At 65.1% G+C, this 18,032-nt stretch carries 17 protein-coding genes and 4 tRNA genes; 6 read left to right on the top strand and 15 right to left on the bottom strand.

Going from position 1 to position 18,032, the window contains the following annotated elements; all coding sequences use genetic code 11:
• Positions 1 to 202: 202 nt before the first annotated feature.
• The 4 genes from G6R31_RS01085 (at position 203) to treS (ending at position 4,129) form a co-directional block, all read left to right on the top strand.
• Positions 203 to 1,006: an AAC(3) family N-acetyltransferase gene (locus G6R31_RS01085; RefSeq protein WP_017871485.1), complete on the top strand. Its 804-nt coding sequence runs from the start codon at positions 203 to 205 to the stop codon at positions 1,004 to 1,006.
• 144 nt (positions 1,007 to 1,150) lie between these two features.
• Positions 1,151 to 1,747 (top strand): DUF1990 family protein, encoded by a 597-nt coding sequence (locus tag G6R31_RS01080; protein WP_025567232.1) that lies wholly within the window; start codon positions 1,151 to 1,153, stop codon positions 1,745 to 1,747.
• Between the two features lie 54 nt (positions 1,748 to 1,801).
• On the top strand, positions 1,802 to 2,413 hold the full coding sequence (locus G6R31_RS01075) for a winged helix-turn-helix domain-containing protein (RefSeq protein WP_017871487.1): 612 nt from the start codon (positions 1,802 to 1,804) through the stop codon (positions 2,411 to 2,413).
• 57 nt (positions 2,414 to 2,470) lie between these two features.
• Entirely contained in the window at positions 2,471 to 4,129 is a 1,659-nt protein-coding gene (gene treS, locus G6R31_RS01070) for a maltose alpha-D-glucosyltransferase (protein WP_017871488.1), read from the top strand.
• A 251-nt stretch (positions 4,130 to 4,380) separates the two neighbouring features.
• Here the strand turns inward: treS and G6R31_RS01065 are convergent, their stop codons facing one another.
• From G6R31_RS01065 to G6R31_RS00995, 15 genes are all read right to left on the bottom strand, one after another.
• On the bottom strand, positions 4,381 to 5,322 hold the full coding sequence (locus G6R31_RS01065) for a ParA family protein (RefSeq protein ID WP_017871490.1): 942 nt from the start codon (positions 5,320 to 5,322) through the stop codon (positions 4,381 to 4,383).
• Positions 5,323 to 5,404: 82 nt separating this feature from the next.
• A complete protein-coding gene (locus G6R31_RS01060) occupies positions 5,405 to 6,355 on the bottom strand; it encodes an alpha-E domain-containing protein (protein WP_017871491.1) in 951 nt (316 codons plus the stop codon).
• Positions 6,355 to 8,250: a circularly permuted type 2 ATP-grasp protein gene (locus G6R31_RS01055; RefSeq protein ID WP_017871492.1), complete on the bottom strand. Its 1,896-nt coding sequence runs from the start codon at positions 8,248 to 8,250 to the stop codon at positions 6,355 to 6,357. Before G6R31_RS01055 ends, G6R31_RS01060 begins: the two co-directional genes overlap by 1 nt.
• A 211-nt stretch (positions 8,251 to 8,461) precedes the next feature.
• The gene (rplL, locus tag G6R31_RS01050; protein WP_017871493.1) at positions 8,462 to 8,830 is read right to left on the bottom strand and encodes a 50S ribosomal protein L7/L12; all 369 of its coding nucleotides are present in this window, start codon (positions 8,828 to 8,830) and stop codon (positions 8,462 to 8,464) included.
• Between the two features lie 72 nt (positions 8,831 to 8,902).
• Positions 8,903 to 9,412, bottom strand: coding sequence for a 50S ribosomal protein L10 (gene rplJ / locus G6R31_RS01045; RefSeq protein WP_017871494.1), 510 nt, complete (start codon positions 9,410 to 9,412; stop codon positions 8,903 to 8,905).
• A gap of 203 nt (positions 9,413 to 9,615) precedes the next feature.
• Complete coding sequence (rplA, locus tag G6R31_RS01040) at positions 9,616 to 10,317, bottom strand: 50S ribosomal protein L1 (protein WP_017871495.1); 702 nt, start codon at positions 10,315 to 10,317, stop codon at positions 9,616 to 9,618.
• The gene (gene rplK, locus G6R31_RS01035) at positions 10,310 to 10,744 is read right to left on the bottom strand and encodes a 50S ribosomal protein L11 (protein WP_017871496.1); all 435 of its coding nucleotides are present in this window, start codon (positions 10,742 to 10,744) and stop codon (positions 10,310 to 10,312) included. Before rplK ends, rplA begins: the two co-directional genes overlap by 8 nt.
• Positions 10,745 to 10,899: 155 nt before the next feature.
• Complete coding sequence (nusG, locus tag G6R31_RS01030) at positions 10,900 to 11,472, bottom strand: transcription termination/antitermination protein NusG (protein ID WP_017871497.1); 573 nt, start codon at positions 11,470 to 11,472, stop codon at positions 10,900 to 10,902.
• Between the two features lie 4 nt (positions 11,473 to 11,476).
• Entirely contained in the window at positions 11,477 to 11,662 is a 186-nt protein-coding gene (gene secE / locus G6R31_RS01025) for a preprotein translocase subunit SecE (RefSeq protein WP_017871498.1), read from the bottom strand.
• A 73-nt stretch (positions 11,663 to 11,735) separates the two neighbouring features.
• Entirely contained in the window at positions 11,736 to 11,903 is a 168-nt protein-coding gene (rpmG, locus tag G6R31_RS01020; RefSeq protein WP_017871499.1) for a 50S ribosomal protein L33, read from the bottom strand.
• A 200-nt stretch (positions 11,904 to 12,103) separates the two neighbouring features.
• Positions 12,104 to 13,321: an elongation factor Tu gene (tuf, locus tag G6R31_RS01015; protein WP_164993950.1), complete on the bottom strand. Its 1,218-nt coding sequence runs from the start codon at positions 13,319 to 13,321 to the stop codon at positions 12,104 to 12,106.
• A 132-nt stretch (positions 13,322 to 13,453) separates the two neighbouring features.
• Positions 13,454 to 13,528 (bottom strand) — tRNA-Thr (locus G6R31_RS01010).
• An 8-nt stretch (positions 13,529 to 13,536) separates the two neighbouring features.
• A tRNA-Gly gene (locus tag G6R31_RS01005) sits at positions 13,537 to 13,609 on the bottom strand.
• A gap of 4 nt (positions 13,610 to 13,613) precedes the next feature.
• Positions 13,614 to 13,699, bottom strand: a tRNA-Tyr gene (locus tag G6R31_RS01000).
• A gap of 57 nt (positions 13,700 to 13,756) precedes the next feature.
• Positions 13,757 to 13,832: transfer RNA gene (locus G6R31_RS00995), tRNA-Thr, on the bottom strand.
• 382 nt (positions 13,833 to 14,214) lie between these two features.
• On the opposite strand from G6R31_RS00995, the gene G6R31_RS00990 reads away from it, so the two are divergent.
• Complete coding sequence (locus G6R31_RS00990) at positions 14,215 to 16,059, top strand: ABC transporter ATP-binding protein (RefSeq protein ID WP_017871978.1); 1,845 nt, start codon at positions 14,215 to 14,217, stop codon at positions 16,057 to 16,059.
• Positions 16,056 to 17,915 (top strand): ABC transporter ATP-binding protein, encoded by a 1,860-nt coding sequence (locus G6R31_RS00985; RefSeq protein ID WP_017871979.1) that lies wholly within the window; start codon positions 16,056 to 16,058, stop codon positions 17,913 to 17,915. The genes G6R31_RS00990 and G6R31_RS00985 overlap by 4 nt, the downstream gene beginning before the upstream one ends.
• Positions 17,916 to 18,032: the final 117 nt, after the last annotated feature.

The following is an 18,032-nucleotide window of genomic DNA, read 5'->3' as shown; positions in this document are numbered from 1 at the left end:
CGCCTGTGTGGACCTAACTGTTTGACATTTTGCACGAAATGACCTGAAATTTGCGAAATGTTGTGATTTTTGTTCCCACCTGGTCAGACAAGCGAGCGCCCCGTGCAGCCCTTCACCCTCTGCACGGGCCGACGGAAGGGCGAGACACGCGAACCGCCCCTTGCGGATACGTTCTGGCCTGCCGGGGCGTAGACTCGGGGGCGTGCTGAACCTGCTGCGCCGCCCCGCCGTGACTCCCGCCGACCTCGACCGGGGACTGGACTCGCTCGGCCTCGACGGTACGCAAAGTGTGATTGTCCACGCCAGCCTGCGCGCCTTCGGGCAGCTCGAAGGCGGCGCCCGGACGGTGGTAGACCGTCTGGAACAGCGGACCTCGACGCTGGTGGCCCCGGCCTTTACCTACGCCACGCTGCTCTCGCGCCCGAGTTCACCCGTAAGGGCCACCTTTCACCGCGACTCGCGGGTCAGCCGCGACATCGGCAAAGTGCCGCAGGAAATGGTCGAGCGGGCGGCGGCGCGGCGCTCCTTTCACCCGGCGCTGAGCTTCGTGGCGCTGGGCGACGAGGCCGAGCGGATTGCGGCGGCGCAGAGCCTCGACAGCCCTTACCAGCCCATCGGGGCGCTGTACGACCTGGACGGCCACGCGCTGCTGATGGGCGTGGACTTCGGGTCGAACACCACCGTCCACTACGGCGAACACCTGGCCGGAATGCCACTGCTCACGCGCTGGGTGCCGCTGGACGGTCAGGTCTCCCCCACCGCCTTTCCCAACTGCTCGGCGGACTTCGCCAACCTCGAACCCTACGTGCGCGGGCGTGAGGTGCAGGTCGGCCCGGCCACCCTGCGGCTTTACCGGGTGCGCGACCTGGTGGACGAGACGGTGCGGCTGCTCTCGCACAACCCCGAAGCGCTGCTGTGCACCCTGCGCAGTTGCCGCTGCCAGCAGGTGCGTGACCTGGTGCGGCAGGATGGCCTGCGCCCCCGCTCCCATCAGGGTCTGCTCTAATACGGATTCCGCTTAATTCCTGCACAGTCGGGAAAGCGCCGCCTGTGCATCCATATCGCGGAATCCGTATTTTTTCCTACTCGCATCCGCTCGGATTGAATCTGAAACGACCAGATTCAATCGGAATCCGTATAAGCTGGACGCATGCTCCTGCTGCGTCCGCCCACGCCCGCCCAGGTGGCCGCTTTTCTGGCCCGCAGCCGCGAGCAGGCCCCCAGCTACGCCGAAACCGGCTGGAGCCTGAACGGGCGCGCCCCCGCCTGGGCACTCACCGGGCGCTGCCGTGTCCGGGTGGGTCAGGGGGAAGCGTGCTGGACGCGGGCCAGAGCGGCGCTCCGTGACGGCAGGATGTTTCAGGGCTGGGTGCTGAGGCCGCAGGAAGGCGTCCCCGTTCCGCTTGCCGAGCAGGGCGGCACGGTGGTTCTCCTGGTGCGCCACCTGGGGCCACTCGGACACGGACGCTGGGGCCTGTACAGCCTGATCGCCAACCGGGTGCTGTACCTCGTGGACGAACCGGCCCGTTACGGCTTCGGCTACGGCACGCTGCCGGGCCACCTCGTGCGCGGCGAGGAGCGGTTTTTGCTCGAACGGGACGCGGCGGGCACTGTCTGGCTTGAACTCACCACCTTTTCCCGCGCCGCCCTCCCCTTTTCCCGCTTCGCGCAGCCCTTCGTGCAGGCGGCGCAGCGGCGGGGCGCCCGGCACTACGCCCGGATGCTGGTGCAGTCGGCGGGATGTTGAGCGGTTTCAAAAAAGCCTCTGCCATTTGAATTTCTCCCGGCGCACAGTATCGGCATGACCAAAACCCATATCGTTCGCCGTGAGGAAGAACTCCTGGCGCTGCTCAGCCCGCAGTTCGGGTTCCATCTGCTCGGCCAGTTCGTTCAGCCGACCACCGCCAGCGAAGCCGCCCGGCGCCTGGGCGAAAGTGCCAGTAAGGTCAGCTACCACGTCGGCAAGTTGCAAAACCTCGGCCTGCTGGAACCTGCCGGGAACGGTGAAGGACGCGGGCAGCACTTGCAGGCCAGGGCGCAACGCTTCGTTCTCGACCCCGCTCTGCTGCCCGCCCTGGACAGCGAAACAGTACGCCCCATGCTGACCGCGCTGACAGAGGCGTTTCTGGCCGCCAGCGCCCAGGCCGAACCCGACCCGGCGCGGGAATACGTGCTGATGGACCTCACGCCGGACGCCGCCCACAGTCTGGCCCCCGACTGGAAGACCGAACGGCGCGGGGTGCTGGTGCAGCAGTTCCGCCTGCCGCGCGAACGCTACGCCGCGCTGATGACCGAGTTGCAGGAGCGGTTGCAACGTGAAGCCGATACGGGCGCAAAGGCCGAGCGGGACCAGTGGCACACCGTCGCCCTGCTCGGCTTTCCCGGCACGATGCTGCCTGTGGCCGAGAAGTAGCCCTGAACACTGGACTTTGAACCGCTTCCAATCCATAGAACCCCTACAATTTTCGGCATGACGCAAGCACAACCGGAGTGGTACAAGAGTGCCGTCTTCTATGAACTGTCGGTGCGGACCTTTCAGGACGGCAACGGCGACGGCAAGGGCGATTTTCCCGGTCTGACCTCGCGGCTGGACTACCTGAAAAACCTCGGCGTGGACTGCCTGTGGCTGCTGCCCTGGTTTCCCAGCCCCCTGCGCGACGACGGCTACGACGTGGCCGACTACCGGGACATTCACCCCGACCTCGGCACGCTGGACGACTTCAAGGTCTTTTTGCGCGAGGCCCACGCGCGGGGGCTGCGGGTCATCGGCGACCTCGTGACCAACCACACCTCCAGCGACCACCCCTGGTTTCAGGCGGCGCGGCGCGGCCCGACCCTGCCCGACGGCTCGCCCAACGAGTACCACGACTACTACGTCTGGAGTGGCGAGGGCAAGGAATACGCCGACACCCGCATCATCTTCACCGACACCGAGGTCAGCAACTGGACGCTCGACGAGCAGGCGGACAAGTACTACTGGCACCGCTTCTTCGCCAGTCAGCCGGACCTGAACTACGACAACCCCAGGGTTGTGGAGGAACTGCACGACGCCGCCCGCTTCTGGCTCGACCTGGGCCTCGACGGGTTCCGGGTGGACGCGGTGCCCTACCTCATCGAGCGCGAGGGCACCAACTGCGAGAACCTGCCCGAAACGCACGACATCCTGAGGGGCTTCCGGGCAATGGTGGACCGCGAATATCCGGGCCGCCTGCTGCTCGCCGAGGCGAACCAGTGGCCCGAGGAAGTCGTGGAGTATTTCGGCACCGAAGCCGAACCCGAGTTTCATATGTGTTTCAACTTCCCGGTGATGCCCCGGCTGTACATGAGCCTGAAAAAGGAAGACACGACCAGCATCCGCGAGATCATGGGCCGCCTGCCGGAAATTCCCAGTTTCGGCCAGTGGTGCACCTTCCTGCGCAACCACGACGAACTGACGCTGGAAATGGTCACCGACGAGGAACGCGCCTTCATGTACGCCGCCTACGCGCCCGACACCCGCATGAAAATCAACGTGGGCATCCGCCGCCGCCTCGCGCCGCTGCTCGACAACGACCGGCGCCGCATCGAGCTGCTGAACACCGTGCTGCTCGCCCTGCCCGGCAGCCCCATCCTGTACTACGGCGACGAAATCGGCATGGGCGACGACCTCGGCCTGCCCGACCGCAACGGCGTGCGCACCCCGATGCAGTGGAACGCGGGCACCAGCGGCGGCTTTTCCACCGCGCAGCCGCAAGGGTGCTTTTTTCCGCCCATTCAGGACCCGGTGTACGGCTTCCAGCGCGTGAACGTGCAGAGCCAGCAGCAGGACCCCAGCAGCCTGCTGAAGTGGACCGCCCGGCAGCTCGAACTGCGCCGCGCCCACCCCGCCTTCGCGCACGGCGACCTGAACTTCATCGAAACGGGCAACCCCGCCATTCTGGCTTTTACCCGCCAGCATGACGGCGAAACCCTGCTCATCGTCAGCAACTTTGCGGGCAACGCGCAGGCCGCCACCCTCGACCTCGCCGCCTACGTGGGCCGCGCCCCGGTCACGCTCGCCGGGGCCAGCCCGCTGGCGGTGGTTCCGGAGGGCGGCCAGTACCCGATTGTCATGGGCAAGTACGACTACTACTGGCTGCGGCTGAACTGACGCCGGACCGAAAAACGCCTCCCCGCCAAAGTTCGACGGTGGGGAGGCGTTTTCTGATTCCTTCTACTTGAGCACGCCCGTCCACACCAGCACGCCCCAGAGCAGCAGCGGCCCGATGCAGATGCCCGCCACCAGTTTGAAGAGGCGCCAGAGGTCGGTCAGCAGTTCACGCATGGGGCCAGGGTAACAAGTTCAGTCGTCTGCCGCTGTGACCGTCACCCAGGCCCGGCGCGGCTCTGTCCAGACCCGTCTCACTCCTCGTCGCCCAGCAGCGCCTGCACCTCGGCGGCGAGGTCGAGGCCGTACTTGTACGCCGCTTGACCCCCCACCAGCCCGGTGCCGTACTTGACCGGATAGTTCTTCACCTCACGCTCGAACACCGTCGCCTCGGCGCTGGCGTTCGTCTGGGGCATGACCGTTTGTAAAATCGGCGGGGTGTCCTCGTTCGTGTAGGCGAAGGCGGCTTTCAGGTCGCCCGGCAGCCGCGCCAGCCCCTGCTTGTGCTGCGAGGAATTGCTCTGGAACTTGGTGACGACCACGCCCAGGCAGCGAATCCTGAGGTTGCGGTCACGCCGCAGCTCGTCGATTTTGCCCGCAATCTGCGGAATCCCGTAGGTGCTCATCCGGTCGGGAATGGTCGGAATCAGGTAGTGGTCGCTGACCTCCAGCCCGTTTTGCGTGATGAACCCCAGGTTGGGCGGGCAGTCGATCAGCACGTAGTCGTAGCGCCCGAACAGCGGCCCGACATATTTCTGCACCACCGCCATCGGACTCAGGCTGTAGTTGGTGCGGGCCGCGATGTCCTGCATCCGGTCCTGCACGTCGATCAGCCGAATCGAACTCGGCAGCACGTCCACCCGGCCGTACTGAACGTCCTCGGGCAACTGGTCGATCATGTCCGCCGGAATCGTGTTGAGGTTGCTCGCGCCCCGTACGATGGCCCGCTCGGGACTGAAACTGCGGGTGCCGCCCAGCAGGTCCAGGAACAGGTGCGCCAGCGTCTGCCCGCGTTCGTCGGCCTGCTCCCAGCGCTCTTCTCCAATCAGCGCCAGGGTCGCGTTGGTCTGCGGGTCGAGGTCGAGAACGAGAACCCGCTTGCGCTTCATGAAGGCCAGCGTGTCGGCGAGTTGCACCGCCGTGGTGGTTTTGGCGACGCCGCCCTTGAGGTTGATGAAACTGATGACGTGCGGCATGAACAGGCCGAGTATAGAGCGGGCCAGAGCAGGTGCTGAGTGTTCGTCAGCAGCCTGCCCTGGCCGGTAGTGGAGGTCGGCGCTATTCCTGCGCGAAATAGGCAGCGGTGATGGCCGCGCCCACCCGGTTGAAGTCGCCGAGCAGTTCTTCCAGCGACGGATTGTCGTCGCCCACGATGTCCTCGATTCGGGCGTATTGCAGCCGGGCCACCAGCCAGCGCGACAGCCGCAGAATCTCGGGATGCTGCCCCGGATGCCAGCGCTCGATCTGCATCAGGGCTTCTTGCAGGTTTTCCGAGCTGTAGCGCACGCTGCGGGGAAAGTACTCGTCGAGCAGCAGAAACTCGCTGATCTTCTGCGGGTCGATGCCCGAATGCACCTGCTTGCGGTAGGCCTCGTAAGCGCTTGACCCCTTGAGCACGCTGACCCAGCGCTGGGTCTGGATGGCGCGGCCCGCCGGGTCCGACACCGGGGTCGCGTCGATGCCGCGCAGTCGGCTTTGCAGCACCCGCAGGCCGTTGTCGCCGCGCTCCAGCATCTGCCCGGCCCGCAGGAACGACCAGCCCTCGTCACGCGGCAGGGTGGCGAAGGCGATACCGAAAAACAGCTGCGAGGCGTCACGCGCTGCGTTGCAGTACTCGAACAGACCGTCGCGCTCCAGCATCGAATTGTTCTCGAAGCACAGCGTGAGGTAGCTGCGGTTGAGCGATTCCCACATCTCGCTGGGAATCCGGTCACGCAGCCCCCGCGCATTCTCACGCGCCCGCGTGACCGACGACGCGATGCTCGACGGGTTGTCGCGGTCGAAGGCCAGCCACGCACTCACCGAGCGGGCGTCCACCCGGCCATACTTGGCCCGCAGCTCGGTGTCTCCCCCGGTGTGTTCCAGCAGCGGCAGCCAGATTTCCCGCGCCCGCCCGCCCATTTCGAGGCTGGCGAAGTAGTTGACGTTCAGCAACCGGGCGGTGTTCTCGGCCCGCTCGACATAGCGCCCGATCCAGAACAGGTTCTCGGCCAGACGGGAAAGCAGCATCAGCGGTCCTCCTTACGGGCCGTCTCCGGGGACATGGCGTCCGCCGCGCCCTGGGCTTCCAGGTCATGTGGCTCGATCAGCGGCGGATGCACCGCTTCCTGCGCTTCCATCTCGACCTCCAATTCCGACTTTTCCAGTTCCTGCTGGTAAGAGTGCTGTTCCTGTCCGGTCACGCCCGGCGCCTCCTCTCCTGTGGGCCGCTCGGGAGCGTGTCCCGGCTCGTCCTGACTTTCCTCGTAGGCGTGGATGAGGGCCTGCTCCGCCAGCGCCTCGTGGCGCTCACCCAGGGGACTGCCCAGACCGACGGGCACGGCCCCGAAGCCCCCCTGAAGCTGGGTCTGCCCGCCCGCGCCCTGAGACTGGCTCTGGGACTGCCCGCCACCGCTCTGCGTCTGGCTCTGAGACTGGCCCCAGCTTTCGCCGCCCGAGAGGAGCTGGCTCATGTTGCTCGGCTGCCCCGGGCCGTCGTGCTCCAGCACCCAGGTGTCTTTGGAGCCGCCCCCCTGCGAGGAGTTGACGACCAGACTGCCGCGCCGCAGCGCCACGCGGGTCAGGCCGCCGGGCACGATGGTCACGTCCTGCGGGCCGACGAGGATGTAGGGCCGCAGGTCGATGTGTGCAGGCTCGAACGCCTCGCTGTCGCCGTAGAAGGTGGGGTGACGCGAGAGACCCACCACCGGCTGCGCGATGAACTCGCGGGGCGCGGCCTTCACCTTTTCCACGTACTCCGCGATTTCCTGCCGGGTCGAGGCGGGGCCGATCAGCATGCCGTAGCCGCCCGCCTCGCCCACGCCCTTGAAGACCAGCTCGGCGGCGTGCTCGACCATGTAGGCGAGGTGCTCGGGGTTCAGCCCCAGGTAGGTGGGCACGTTGCCCAGCTTCGGCTCCTCGTTCAGGTAGTAGCGAATCATGTCGGGCACGTAGGCGTACACCGCCTTGTCGTCGGCCACCCCGGTCCCGATGGCGTTGGCAATCGCCACCCGGCCCTGACGGTAGACCTCGACCAGCCCCGCCACCCCCAGCGTGCTGTCCCGCCGGAAAGCCAGCGGGTCGAGAAAATCGTCGTCTATGCGGCGGTAGATCACGTCCACCTGCTTGCGCCCGCCCGTGGTGCGCATCCAGACCCGGCCCCCGTCCACAAACAGGTCACGGCCCTCGACGAGCTGTACCCCCATCTGCTGGGCGAGGTAAGCATGCTCGAAGTACGCCGAGTTGTACATGCCCGGCGTGAGGACCACCACCGTGCCGTCCTCACGCGCCGACATCGACTTGAGCAGCGACAGCAGGGCCGTGGCGTAGTGCTGCACCGAGCGCACACCCTGACCCTCGAACATGCCGGGGTAGATGCGGCGCATGGCGTCCCGGTTGGACAGCAGGTAGGACACGCCGCTGGGCGAGCGCAGGTTGTCTTCCAGCACCAGATACTCGCCCTTCTCGTCGCGGATCAGGTCGGTGCCGACGATGTGGGTGTAGATGCCCTGCGGGACCTGGACCCCATGAACCTCGCGCCGGAAGTGGGCCGAGGTGTAGATCAGTTCGGAAGGAATCACGCCGTCGCCCAGAATCTGCGCGTCGTGGTAGATGTCGTTCAAAAAGGCGTTGAGCGCCCGCACCCGCTGGGTCAGGCCCGCTTCCAGATGCGCCCACTCCGAGGCCGGAATGACGCGCGGCACCGGGTCGAAGGGAAAGGTGCGCTCGGTGCCCTGGGCGTCGCTGTAGACGGTAAAGGTGATGCCCTGGTTGCGAAAGGCGAGGTCGAGCAGTTCGGTGCGGCGGCTGAACTCGGGCACCCCCAGTTGCTCCAGGTACTTGCGCACACCCGCGTAGTGGGGACGCACCTCACCCTCCGGGGTAAACATCTCATCGAAAAAACGCTGTCCTGGGTCGTAGTTCATCGGCACGGCGGACTTCCTCCCTCACTGGAATAGCGTCCAGCATAGCGGAGGCTGGGCGCCTCGCAGCTCCCACCGACGGTTCCCGGGCGCACAAAGTGCCAACCATAAAAAAACCCCCAACCGCTTGGGCTGGGGGCTGCACTCCGGTGGGAGGAAGCTTTTGCTCGCTCCACTCGGGTGATCAGGGCTGGGCCTGACCACCGAAGCAGGCTTACTTGAGTTCGACCTTGGCGCCAGCGGCTTCGAGCTGGGCCTTCATCTTCTCGGCTTCTTCCTTGGCGACGCCTTCCTTCAGCACGCCACCCTTCTCGCTCATGTCCTTGGCTTCCTTCAGGCCCAGGCCCGTGATGCCGCGGATTTCCTTAATGACGTTGATCTTGCTCGCGCCAGCGTCCACCAGCACCACGTCGAATTCGGTCTTCTCTTCAGCGGCGGGGCCAGCAGCGGCAGCGCCGCCACCGCTCACGGCCACAGCGGCGGTGACGCCCCAGGTTTCCTTGAGGCCGTCGATGAGGTCCGCGAGTTCCATGATGGTGAGTTGGCCGAGTTGGTCGATCAGAGCTTGTTTGTCGTATGCCATGAGTGTGTCCTCCGAAATTGGATTTTGGGTTGGAGCTGCAAAAATTGGGGCCAGGAAAGGGGCAGCGGGCGCTCAGGCGCTTTCGCTGCTGCCCTCGCCTTCGAGTTTCTCGCGGTAGGCTTCGAGGATGCCCACGAAGTTGCTGAGGTGGGCGCTGAGCACGCCAACCAGTTCCGCCTGCAGGGTGGTCTTGCTGCCGAGGCTCGCCAGACGCTGCACGACGGCCACGTCCACTTTGTTGCCTTCGACGAAGCCGCCCTTGATGGCAGGAATGCCGCGGTCGTTGCTGCCTGCCGCGTCGCTGAGGGCTTTCGCCACGCCAGCGGGATCTTCCTGCGCGAGCACCAGGGCGCTCGGGCCTTTCAGGGCGTCCGTGAAGTCACGGCCCCCGTCTTGCAGCGCGAGGTTGATCAGGGTGTTCTTGGCAACGATAAGCTGCCCGCCCTTTTCACGGATGTCTTTGCGCAGCTGGGTGAGCTGCCCGGCAGTCAGGCCCTGGTAGTCGACGACGTAGAACGTCTCGACGCCCTGGAGGCTGTCCTTGAGGCTGCCCAGCGTCTGCTGGTTTTTTTCGTTCGCCACGTTTGACCTCCTCTGTGGTGAACAAGTTCAGGTGCAATGTTCGCACGAATGCGCTTTCACCTGACAACTCGGCGGGATCTTTAAACGTGGCTAGCGTCCCCGCTGTCTTGGATGCCGAATGGAGGGCGAATTGGAAAGGTGCGAAGTTGCACCGGGGTGCCGAAATTGGGTGGAAGGAGCAGCGTGGCCCCTTCCGGAACAGCTTAGACCTGAGCCGCGCTGCCCAGGGCCAGCGGAATGCTGGGACCCATGGTGGTGGTCAGGTAGGCGCTCCGCAGGAACACGCCCTTGGCGGTCCCGGGCTTGGCGCCTTCGAGGGCCGAGATCAGGGCCTGGTAGTTGGCGCTGAGGTTCCCGGCTTCGAAGCTCGCCTTGCCGATGGGCGCGTGAACCACGCCGGTCTTGTCGTTGCGGAACTCGATGCGGCCAGCCTTGAGGCCCCGGACCATACCCGCCACGTCGGCGCCCACGGTCCCGCTCTTGGGGTTGGGGAGCAGGCCACGCGGCCCGAGCAGACGCGCGAGCTTCTGGCCGATCTGCGCCATCATGTCGGGGGTCGCCACCACGGCGTCGAACTCCATGAAGCCGCCCGCGATGCGCTCGATCAGTTCGTCGCTGCCGACCACGTCGGCGCCGGCGGCTTCGGCGGCCTGGACGTTTTCACCCTTGGTGATCACGGCCACGCGCACGCTGCGGCCGGTGCCGTGAGGCAGGGCCACCGTGCCACGCACGTTCTGGTCGCTCTTGCGGGGATCGATGCCCAGGCGGAAGTGGACTTCCACCGTTTCGTCGAACTTGGCGGTGGCGATTTCCTTGACCAGCGCGGCAGCCTCGTCGATGGAGTACTGCTTGTTGCGGTCGACCTTGCCCTCCAGGGCGCGGTAACGCTTGCCGTGCTTAGGCATTGGGGCCTCCTTCCACGGTCACGCCCATGCTGCGGGCGGTGCCGGCCACGGTGTTGGCGGCGGCTTCGACGCTGCCCGCGTTGAGGTCGGGCATCTTCGTCTTGGCGATTTCCAGCACCTGCTCCCAGTTCAGCTTGCCGACCTTGGCCTTGTTGGGGGTCGCGCTGCCCTTTTGCAGCCCCGCCGCCTTGCGGATCAGGTAGCTCATGGGCGGGGTCTTGGTGATGAAGGTAAAGGAGCGGTCAGCGTAGATGGTGATCTCGACCGGAATGATCGCGTCACCCTTGTCGGCCGTCTGGGCGTTGAACGCCTTGGTGAACTCCATGATGTTCGCGCCGTACTGACCGAGCGCGGGACCGACAGGGGGGGCCGGCGTGGCCTTGCCTGCCGGGAGTTGCAGCTTCACAATCCCCGTAACTTTCTTCATTGCGTTCCTCCTTAGCTCCCCCAGCAAGCCATCTCCGGGCTGGGGTGCCAGCGCTAAGTTCTGCCTACCGGGGTAGACAGCAACTTTTCTAGTGTAGCGGCTTTGGCATGCTTATGCCAAGCCCCCTGGGAAAAGACCCCAGGAAAGCCGCAGCGTTACTTGGCGACCTGCGAGAAGTCGAGTTCGACCGGCGTTTCCCGGCCAAAGATGCTGACCAGCACCTTGACCTTGGCCTGCGGTGCGTTGACCTCACTGACCACGCCGCTGAAATCGGCAAACGGCCCGGAGGTCACGCGCACCATGTCGCCTGCCTTGAGATCGACCTTGATGCGGGGGGCTTCTTCGGCGACCGGCTGCGCGGCGACACCCACCGAGGTGAGGAGCCGCTGCACTTCCTCAGGCGACAGGGGCACCGGCCGGGTCGCCGTACCGACAAAACCGGTCACGCCGCTCGTGCCGCGCACCACTTCCCACGACTCGCCCAGTTCGCCGGGCGCGTCGTCGTCCTCGACGTCCATCTGTACAAAGACGTAGCCAGGAAACAGCTTGCGTTTGACGTTGACCTTCTTGCCGCCTTCTTGCAGTTCGACGGCGTCTTCTTCGGGCTGGATGACCTGGAAAATCTTGGTGCGGTACATCCCCAGGCGGCGGGCACGGTCCATCAACTGGTCCTGAACCCGGTCCTCCTGGCCGACATAGGTGTGGACGGCATACCACTCGATACTCATGCGCTTACCTCCACTCCAGGGCCGCCCGGATGCCCGTTCCAAACAGCAGGTCCAACACCCAGACGATCAGGGTCAGGGCCACCACGAAAATCAGCACCGCCTGGGTGCCTTCGAGCACGTCCTGACGGCTGGGCCACGTGACCCGCGCAAGTTCCTCGCGGGCGTCACGGAAGTACTGAATCAGGTTCATGCCTTCACCTGCCTTCCAGGCAGAAAAAAGACCGAAGCTGCCCGGCTTTCACGCAGAAAGCCAGCGGCAGACTTCAGACCTTCTTCTCCTTGAAGACCACGTGCTTTTTGGCGACGGGGTCGTACTTCTTGAGTTCCAGCTTGGCCTGGGTGTTGCGGCGGTTCTTGGTGGTCGTGTAGTAAAAGCCCGTGCCAGCACTGCTTTCCATCTTCACGATGATGCGGGGTCCGTCTTTCGCCATGATGCTCTCCTTTGCGCCGCTCTCCCTTTGGCCGCTTGGGCCGGGAAAGCTGCTCCTAGCGCCTGCCTGGGCAGGAACAACGCTAGTAAAAACCCGCCGGTTGGCGGGCAACATTCCGATTATAGGCACTTGGGGAGGCCATGTCCACCCTGGCTGCCAAAAAGAAAGAGGGCCCGCAGGCCCCCTGATCGGTCAGGGTCTTACTCCAGGACCTTGGAAACGACGCCGGCGCCGACGGTGCGGCCACCTTCACGGATGGCGAAGCGCAGGCCTTCTTCCATGGCGATGGGCTTGATCAGTTCCACGGTGAACGTCACGTTGTCACCGGGCATCACCATTTCCACGCCTTCGGCCAGTTCCACCACGCCCGTCACGTCCGTCGTGCGGAAGTAGAACTGCGGACGGTACCCACCGAAGAACGCGCTGTGACGGCCACCTTCGTCCTTGCTCAGCACGTACACGCTGGCTTCGAACTTGGTGTGCGGCTTGATGCTGCCGGGCTTGGCGAGCACCTGACCACGTTCCACGTCGTCACGCGCCACACCACGCAGCAGCACGCCGACGTTGTCGCCCGCCATGCCGGAGTCGAGCAGCTTGCGGTGCATTTCGATGCCGGTGACGGTGGTCTTGCGGGTATCGGTCAGGCCGACGATTTCGACTTCGTCCTGGACCTTGACGGTGCCGCGTTCCACGCGGCCCGTGGCGACGGTGCCGCGGCCGGTGATGGTGAACACGTCTTCGACGGGCATCAGGAAGGTCTTGTCGGTGTCGCGCTCGGGGGTGGGGATGTAGCTGTCGACCGCGTCGAGCAGTTCCCAGATGTGGTCGACCCACTTGTCGGCGCCACGGGCAATCTTGGGATTGCCCTGCAGGGCTTCCAGGGCGCGCAGCGCACTGCCCTTGACGACGGGGAGGTCGTCACCGGGGAACTCGTACTTGCTCAGCAGCTCGCGCACTTCCATCTCGACGAGTTCGAGCAGTTCTTCGTCGTCGACCATGTCCACCTTGTTCATGAAGACGACGATGTAGGGCACGCCGACCTGACGGGCGAGGAGGATGTGCTCGCGGGTCTGGGGCATGGGGCCGTCAGCGGAACTGACGACGAGGATCGCGCCGTCCATCTGCGCCGCGCCGGTGATCATGTTCTTGACGTAGTCGGCGTGACCGGGGCAGTCGACGTGCGAGTAGTGCCGGGTTTCGGTCTGGTACTCGACGTGGGCGGTGTTGATGGTGATGCCGCGGGCCTTTTCTTCGGGGGCCTTGTCGATCTGGTCGTAGGCCAGGGTCTCGATGCTGGGGTCAGCCGAGGCCGCGGTGAAGGTGATGGCGGCGGTCAGGGTGGTCTTGCCGTGGTCGACGTGACCGATGGTGCCGATGTTCACGTGGGGCTTGGTGCGCTCGAACGTTCCTTTTGCCATGAGTCTTTTCCTCCTGGGTTTTGCCCGCAAGCGGACAAGCCTGAGCACTATATCAAAACTGCACTGGTCAGAGCAGGGTCAGCACCGCTCAAAATCGAAATGCGGCCTATGTAGCAGGCCGCATTTCTTTGTTGGAGCTCCTGATCAGACTTGAACTGATGACCTCTCCCTTACCAAGGGAGTGCTCTACCGCTGAGCTACAGGAGCACTTAAAAAGCGGGAAACGAGACTCGAACTCGCGACATTCAGCTTGGGAAGCTGACGCTCTACCAACTGAGCTATTCCCGCGCGGTGGTGGGCAGGGGCGGATTCGAACCGCCGTACACTTACGTGAACAGATTTACAGTCTGTCGCCTTTAACCACTCGGCCACCTACCCAAGTTGTCACTGCCTTCTCTCGCTTGGCCTTGATCAGCGGAAACCGCAGACAAGACTTGGAGCCACCCAGGAGAATCGAACTCCCAACCTTCCGATTACAAGTCGGGTGCTCTACCAGTTGAGCTAGGGTGGCACCTTCTCTGCACGGAGGGGGTTTCCAGGAAAACCCGGCCTCTGGGCGCGGAAATTCGCGTTTGTCGCGCTCACTTCCGGCTGTGAATAGTAGCACCGCCCCCCATACCTGTCAATCACCCCCGCACCTGCCCACGGAAAGGCGTCCGCATGGGCCTGTGCCCCTCTCCCCTCCCGGCACTGCCGCCCCCCTGGAATGAGCCATTTCGCGCATTCGCGGCCTCGGCCAGGAGGCGTATGCTGGCTTGCTTCCATGCCAGGGACACCCTCCGGGCACTGCTCCCTGACAGTGTGCTGGCTGCTCCGTTTTCCCTGTCGTCTTCCGCCTGTTTTCCGTGAGGTTTTCCTTGGACAGTTTCAGAACCCTATGGCCGTACCTGAAAATGCACCAGCGCCAGTACCTGATCGGCATCGTGGCCGTGATGATCGCCAACGCGGTGGTGCTGCTCCCGGCCTACTTCATCCGTCTGACCATCGACGGGCTGACCCGTGCGCTCGACCGCGACCCGGCCACCGTCGGCATTACGGCGGCGCAGGCCGGGCAGTACGCGCTGGGCATGGTGGGCGCGGCGCTGGTGTCGGGGGCATTCATGCTCCTGATGCGCCGCATGATCGTGATCGCGTCGCGTCAGACCGAGTACGAAGTCCGCCGTGACCTGTTCGCGCACCTGCAGACGCTCGACAAGAACTACTACGACCGCGCCCGCACCGGCGACCTGATGAACCGCCTGACGGGTGACCTCTCCGCCGTGCGCGAAATGCTGGGGTTCGGGGCCTGGCAGATCGTGAACATCATCTCGGGCTTCGTCACGGCCTTCGCGGTGATGTTCAGCCTGAGCTGGCAGCTCACCTTGATTGTGATCGCCGTGATTCCGATCATCGTGGGCCTGCTGGCGTACATGGCGCGGCTGATCAACGCCCGGCACAAGGCGGCGCAGGAGCAGAACAGTCTGATCGCGGCCAAAGCCCAGGAGAACTTCAGTGGGGCGCGGGTCGTCAAGGGCTACGCCATCGAGGAGCGCGAAATCGAGGACTACCGCGCCATGAACCTCGAACTGCTGCGGCGCAACATCGCCCTGATCAAGGTGGACGGACCGCTGCGGTCGTTCAGCAACCTGCTGCTCGGCGTGGCCTTCGGGCTGATCCTGCTGGTGGCGGGGCGGCTGATTCTGCAGCCCGACGCGACCTTTACGGTGGGGATGCTGACGCAGTTTCTGCTCTACATCGAGCGCCTGGCCTGGCCGATGCTGATGGTCGGTTGGATCACCGGGGTCACGCAGCGCGGCCTGGCGTCGTGGAACCGCCTTCAGGAACTGTTCGACGCCCACCCGCTGGTGCAGGACGAACCGGGCCGCACCGAAAGCGGGCTGCGGCCCACGCGGGGTGACCTCAGCTTCGAGAACGTGTCGCTGCGCTACGGGCAGACGCAGGTGCTCGACCACATCAATCTGCAGATTCCGGCGGGAACCTTTCTGGGCATCACCGGGCCGACCGGCAGCGGCAAGACGGTGCTGGGGCAGCTGATGACCCGCAGCATGGACCCCAGCGAAGGCGTCGTCCGTATCGACGGGCACGACCTGCGCACCGTGCCGCTTCAGCACCTGCGCGACGCGATTGCCGTGGTGCCGCAGGAGCCGTTCCTGTTCAGCGACACCATCGCCAACAACATTGGCTTCGGCCTGAACAACCACGAACTGCCCGAGGTGCCGACCCGCGTGAGCGTGGTGGGGCTGCCGATGCCTCCGGTGATTCCGCAGCACCCCGACCCCGAGCGGGTGCGCGAAGCGGCGCGGCTGGCGGGCCTGTCGGACGACGTGGAGAACTTTCCTGACGGCTACGACACCGTGCTGGGCGAGCGCGGCGTGACGCTCTCGGGCGGGCAGCGCCAGCGCACCGCGATTGCCCGCGCCATCGTGCGCGAACCGAAAATCCTGATCCTCGACGACTCACTGAGCGCGGTGGACACCGAAACCGAGCGGCGCATCATCGAGGGGCTTCGGCAGGTGGCGCAGGGCCGCACCGTCATTCTGATCGCCCACCGCGTCAGCACGCTGCGGCACGCCGATCAGATCGTGGTGCTGGAAGAAGGCCGCATCACCGAGCAGGGCACCCACGACGAACTGCTCGCGCAGGGTGGGCACTACGCCGAGCTGGAACGGTTGCAGCGACTGGCGAGCGACCTGGACGAGCACCCGACGCAACCCACGCCACAGGAGGTGTCCGCATGACCAACCCGTCTTCCGAGTACGACAAGGGCTTCGACATGGGCCTGACGCGGCGCATCATCGCCTACCTCGGGCCGTACAAGACCCTGGCGGCGTCGGGCGTGCTGCTCGCGCTGCTCACGGCGGCACTTCAGCCGCTGCCCACGCTCCTGCAGCGCTACGCCATCGACCATTACCTCGTGCCGTACACCAACGGCAGCAACCTCGACGCCGCCGCGCTCTATCAGGGCCTGACGATGGTGGTGCTGGGCTACGTGGGACTGAGGGTGCTGGAGTTCGCCCTGACCTACCTCTCCACCATCACGGTGGGGTATCTGGGGCAGAACGTGCTGCGCGACATCCGCGCCGACGTGTTCGGCAAGTTGCAGCGCCTGCACCTGCGCTACTTCGACCAGAACCCGGTGGGCCGCCTGATTACCCGTGTGACCAGTGACGTGGACGCCATCAACCAGTTCATTACCGGCGGACTGATTTCGCTGCTCACCAGCACCTTCCTCATCATCGTGTTCATGACGGTGATGCTGACGGTCAACTGGCGCCTCGCCCTGATCGCCTTTACCGTGCTGCCCTTCCTGTTTTTCGCCACCAACTTTTTCCGGGGCAAGCTGCGCGAGGCGTTCCGGGAAACCCGCACCCAGCAGGCCATTGTGAACTCCAAACTCAACGAGAACATCACCGGGATGCTGACGGTGCAGCTGTTCGGGCGCGAGCGGCGCAGTTCGCTGGACTTCGACCATTCCAACCGGGCGCTGCTGGGGTCGCTGGAAAACTCGGTGAAGTGGTTTTCGCTGTTCATGCCCACCGTGGCGGTGCTGGGGCAGGTCGCCATCGCCCTGGTGCTGTACTTCGCCGCCCGGCAGCTTCTGGGGGTGGACGTGGTCGGCACCGGCGCCGCCGCCGCGATTTCGGTGGGGACGCTCTTTGCCTTCGTGCAGTGGACCCAGCAACTCTTTCAGCCGATTCAGGACCTCGCCGACGTGTTCAACAACCTCCAGGCCGCCACCGCCAGCAGCGAGCGCATCTTCGGGGTGCTCGACACCGAGGAAGAAATCACCGACAAACCCGGCGCCAAGCCCCTGGAGAACTTCCGGGGACAGGTGGATTTCGACCGGGTGTGGTTCGCCTACAGCGAGGACGTGACGGCGCAGACGCCCGATGCCGACGACCGCTGGATTCTGCGTGATTTCGACCTGCACATCCGCCCTGGCGAGAGCGTGGCGCTCGTGGGGGCCACCGGCGCGGGCAAGACGAGCGTGACGGCGCTGGTCAGCCGCTTCTACGACGTGCAGCGCGGCGCGGTGAAGGTGGACGGCATAGACGTGCGCGACCTCGCGCAGCACGACCTGCGGCGGCATGTCGGGGTGGTGCTCCAGGACGTGTTCCTGTTCGCCGGGACCATCGAAAGCAACCTCACGCTGAACAACCCCGACATCCCGCACGAACGGGTGGTGGAGGCCTGCCAGTACGTCGGCGTCCACGACTACATTCTCTCGCTGGAACAGGGGTACCAGACCGAGGTGCGCGAGCGCGGCGCCACCCTCTCCACCGGGCAAAAGCAGCTCCTGGCCTTCGCCCGCGCCCTGATTCAGAACCCCGACATCCTGCTGGTGCTGGACGAGGCGACCGCCAACGTAGACACCGAGACCGAACTGCGGATTCAGGACGCGCTGAAAAAGGTGATGCAGGGCCGCACCTCCATCATCATCGCCCACCGCCTCAGCACCATCGAGCACTGCGACCGCATCATCGTGATGCGCCGGGGCCGCATCGTGGAGCAGGGCAGCCACGCCGAGCTGCTCGCACAGGGCGGGTACTACGCCAAGCTCAACCAGCTCCAGTACGCGGGCGCCGCCGACTGACCCAACCTCGACCCTGACCCGCTTGTCCGCCCCCGCTCCGGCTGGGGCGTTTTTCGCTGCGCCCAACTTGCAAGGCTTGATGACGGGCGAGCCTGACCCACCCATCACACCGAGTGG

Source organism: Deinococcus wulumuqiensis R12 (assembly GCF_011067105.1).
Classification (GTDB): Bacteria; Deinococcota; Deinococci; order Deinococcales; family Deinococcaceae; genus Deinococcus; species Deinococcus wulumuqiensis.
Note: the sequence above shows the minus strand (reverse complement) of the source record. Positions and strands in the feature narration are given on the sequence as shown.